Source organism: Zhongshania sp. (genome assembly GCF_041584495.1).
Lineage (GTDB): Bacteria > Pseudomonadota > Gammaproteobacteria > Pseudomonadales > Spongiibacteraceae > Spongiibacter.
Genome location: NZ_JBFHDY010000180.1, coordinates 1 through 4,581, shown reverse-complemented (window position 1 = coordinate 4,581; position 4,581 = coordinate 1). Strand labels below are relative to the sequence as shown.

Sequence of the window (4,581 nt, the reverse complement as noted above, 5' to 3'; positions counted from 1 at the left end):
GACACGGAATAAGCATCAACAACGAGATGGCAAGGGGTGCCGCTACCGTTTTGTAGCGGGCACCTGTTGAACACCCTTGCGGAGGAACGGCCTTGAAAGATTTATTAAGTCTATTAAAACAGGGACAACCGAACGATGAGTTTGACTCTATTCGTATCGGTTTGGCGTCACCGGAGCTAATTCGTTCTTGGTCTTTTGGCGAAGTGAAAAAGCCAGAAACCATTAACTACCGTACTTTCAAGCCCGAGCGTGACGGCTTGTTTTGTGCCAAAATTTTTGGACCCGTAAAAGACTACGAATGTCTGTGTGGTAAATACAAACGCCTGAAGCATCGCGGTGTTATCTGTGAGAAGTGCGGCGTTGAAGTTGCATTGGCTAAAGTACGTCGCGAGCGTATGGGTCACATTGAGCTGGCTAGCCCAGTTGCTCACATTTGGTTTTTGAAGTCACTGCCAAGCCGTATCGGTTTGCTGTTGGACATGACCTTGCGTGATATTGAACGTATTTTGTACTTCGAATCCTATGTGGTTACTGATCCCGGTATGACTACCCTCGAGAAGGGCCAGTTGCTGAGCGACGAGCAATTCTTTGAGGCGATGGAAGAGTTTGGTGACGACTTTGTGGCCAAAATGGGTGCGGAAGCCATTATGCATTTGCTGATGGAGCTGGACCTGCCGGTTGAGATTGAGCGTCTGCGTGAAGAAATTCCCGCAACCAACTCTGAAACCAAGATTAAAAAGCTGTCCAAGCGCCTTAAGCTGATTGAAGCCTTGGCTGAGTCTGGCAACAAGCCAGAGTGGATGGTCATGAAAGTTTTGCCAGTTCTGCCGCCGGATTTACGTCCTCTGGTACCGCTGGATGGTGGCCGTTTTGCGACCTCAGATCTTAACGATTTGTATCGCCGGGTTATCAACCGTAACAACCGTTTGAAGCGCCTACTCGACCTGAATGCGCCAGACATTATCGTGCGCAACGAAAAGCGTATGCTGCAAGAATCAGTTGATGCGCTGCTGGATAATGGCCGTCGTGGTCGTGCCATTACTGGTTCGAATAAACGTCCGCTGAAATCTTTGGCCGATATGATCAAGGGTAAGCAAGGTCGTTTCCGTCAAAACCTCTTGGGTAAGCGAGTCGACTACTCCGGTCGTTCGGTTATTGTGGTTGGGCCTACCTTGCGTCTGCACCAGTGCGGTCTACCTAAGAAAATGGCACTCGAATTATTCAAGCCATTCATCTTCGGTAAACTTGAAGCGCGTGGCTTAGCGACCACGATTAAAGCGGCCAAGAAAATGGTTGAGCGTGAGCCGCCAGAAGTATGGGATATTCTCGCCGACGTTATTCGCGAGCATCCAGTACTGCTGAACCGCGCACCAACCCTTCACCGCTTGGGTATTCAAGCGTTTGAGCCGGTACTGATCGAGGGTAAGGCAATTCAGTTGCACCCCTTGGTGTGTGCGGCCTATAACGCTGACTTTGACGGTGACCAAATGGCGGTGCACGTACCGTTGACTATTGAGGCGCAGCTGGAATCCCGCGCGTTGATGATGTCCACCAACAACATACTGTCGCCCGCAAATGGCGAGCCGATCATCGTGCCTTCTCAGGACGTGGTATTGGGTTTGTACTGGATGACTCGCGACCGTGTCAACGGCGCTGGCGAAGGCACGGTGTTCGCTAGCCCAGAAGAAGTGCATCGCGCTTATGTTACTGGTTTGGCGCATTTGCAGGCGCGTATTAAGTGTCGTTTGACCGAAGTGAGCTTTGGCGAAAACGGCGAGCGTACTGAAACTCGCTCCATCTTCGATACCACCGTCGGTCGTGTACTGTTGTGGCGGATCGTACCTGAAGGCCTGCCCTTTGACATGGTTAACCACGCCATGACCAAAAAGGCGATATCTCGTATTCTTAACGAATGCTACCGTCGCGTTGGTCTGAAAGCCACGGTAATCCTTGGCGACCAGCTGATGTACACCGGTTTCGAGTACTCTACTCGCTCCGGTTCATCGATTGGTGTTAACGATTTTGAAATCCCAGAAGCTAAAGCGCGTATTGTTGCTGCCGCTGACGCCGAAGTGGTTGAGATCGAGAAGCAGTATGCTTCTGGCCTGGTAACCCAGGGTGAGAAATACAACAAAGTTATCGATATTTGGTCCCGTGCGAACGACATGGTTTCCAAGGCGATGATGGAGGGGCTGTCTAAAGAGCCAGTTATAAACCGCAAGGGTGAGGAAGAGATGCAGGAGTCTTTCAACTCGGTTTATATCTACGCTGACTCGGGTGCACGTGGTTCGCCAGCCCAGATTCGGCAGTTGGCTGGTATGCGTGGTCTGATGGCTAAGCCAGACGGCTCTATCATCGAGACGCCGATCACCGCAAACTTCCGTGAAGGTTTGAGCGTACTTCAGTACTTCATTTCGACTCACGGTGCGCGTAAAGGTTTGGCAGATACGGCATTGAAGACGGCTAACTCCGGTTACCTTACTCGCCGTCTGGTTGACGTTGCTCAGGATTTGGTTATTACCGAAGACGATTGCGGCGCGACCGAAGGTCTGACGATGACCCCCGTTATTGAAGGCGGTGACATCATCGAAACCTTGGGTGACCGCGTACTGGGTCGTTTGGTTGTTCGCGATGTATTTATTCCTGGCACCGACGAAATAGCTGTCGAAGCGGGCGTGATGCTCGACGAGAAAGGCGTTATCGCGCTGGAAGAGATGGGTATCGACGAGATCGACGTGCGCTCGCCAATTACCTGCGAAACTCGTCACGGCGTTTGTTCTGCTTGTTACGGTCGCGATTTGGCCCGAGGCCATTTGGTTAACCGTGGTGAGGCTGTTGGTGTTATTGCTGCTCAATCGATCGGTGAGCCCGGTACTCAGCTTACCATGCGTACCTTCCACATCGGTGGTGCGGCATCGCGGGCGACGGCAGTCGACAATATTCAGGTTAAACAAGACGGTAAGGCCCGTTTGCACAATCTGAAATACGTTGAGCGGGAAGACGGCTTCCTGGTGGCGGTAAGTCGCTCTGGTGAGCTAGCTATTACTGACAAGGGCGGTCGTGAGCGCGAGCGTTATAAGCTGCCTTACGGCGCCTTGATTAAGGTTGCTGATCGCGCCGAAGTCGCCGCGGGCGATATCGTTGCTACTTGGGATCCGCACACTCACCCAATTATTACTGAAGTGGCGGGTATCGTTAAGATGTCCGGTATGGAGGAAGGTATTACTGTTAAGCGCCAAACTGATGAATTAACGGGTTTGACCAGTATTTCGGTTATGGATCAGGGCGAGCGCCCAGCAGCGGGTAAAGATATGCGCCCCGCCGTGACCTTGGTTGATCCCAATGGTGATGAGCTGTGCTTGGCGGGTACCAACGTGCCGGCTCACTACTTCCTGACTGAAAATGCGATCGTGTCCTTGGAAAATGGCGCTACCGTGAAAGTCGGTGACGTTGTTGCTCGTATTCCGCAGGAAAGCTCGAAAACACGTGACATTACTGGTGGCTTGCCGCGGGTTGCTGACTTGTTTGAGGCGCGTAAGCCGAAGGAGCCTGCAATTTTGGCGGAGATCTCAGGGACGGTGAGTTTTGGTAAAGAAACCAAAGGCAAGCGCCGCTTGATTATCACGCCAGCAGACGGCAAGCCGCTGGCTGATGGCTCTGATTACTACGAAGTGCTCATTCCTAAATGGCGTACTTTGACTGTGTTCGAAGGTGAGCAGGTTGAGAAGGGCGAAATTGTATCGGAAGGTCCATTGAGCCCCCACGATATTCTGCGCCTGAAAGGCGTTGAGGAATTGGCCAAGTATATCGTCAACGAAATTCAGGACGTTTACCGTCTGCAGGGCGTAAAAATCAACGATAAGCACATCGAAGTTATCGTTCGTCAGATGCTCCGCAAGGTCAATATTCTGACTTCTGGCGACTCTTCGTTCATTAAAGGTGAGCAGGCTGAGTACGTGCGGGTAGTTGAGGAGAATGAGATTCTTCACAACACCGATAAGATTTGTGCAAGTTATGAGCGTGAATTGTTGGGCATTACCAAAGCCTCGCTAGCAACAGAATCCTTTATTTCGGCGGCTTCCTTCCAGGAAACGACGCGGGTTCTTACTGAGGCGGCGGTTACCGGCAAGCGCGATCATTTGCGCGGATTGAAAGAAAACGTCGTTGTAGGCCGCTTGATTCCTGCGGGAACGGGCTTGGCATATCACCGCGATCGCAAGATTAAGAAAGACGAACTGAGTAAAACCGTATCAGCACAAGATGTTGAAGCGGCACTGTCAGAGGCGCTTAGCGATAATGGCTGAGTAAATTTGACTACTTGACGGGAGTGGAGTGCGTCTTTAGAATTCGCGCTCCACTTTTTTTATAGGCTGCCGGTGGTTTTGGCAGTTGGTCGGCCAGTGCATTGGTGTTCTGGTCTTTAGTTTTTGGAGTTAATTGATGGCAACGATCAACCAGTTGGTTCGTCAGCCGAGAAAGCGTAAAGCGGCTAAAAGTGACGTTCCTGCATTGCAGGCATGTCCACAGCGTCGCGGCGTATGTACTCGTGTTTACACCACTACCCCGAAAAAGCCTAACTCG

The 4,581-nt window shown here is 51.5% G+C and carries 1 protein-coding gene and 1 pseudogene; both read left to right on the top strand.

Translation table 11 applies throughout. From position 1 onward, the window contains the following. Nucleotides 1-92 precede the first annotated feature (92 nt). On the top strand, nucleotides 93-4,304 hold the full coding sequence (gene rpoC / locus ABYP33_RS17475) for a DNA-directed RNA polymerase subunit beta' (RefSeq protein ID WP_373092456.1): 4,212 nt from the start codon (nucleotides 93-95) through the stop codon (nucleotides 4,302-4,304). Nucleotides 4,305-4,440: 136 nt separating this feature from the next. Beyond that, nucleotides 4,441-4,581: pseudogene (rpsL, locus tag ABYP33_RS17470) on the top strand (30S ribosomal protein S12); the annotation flags it as partial.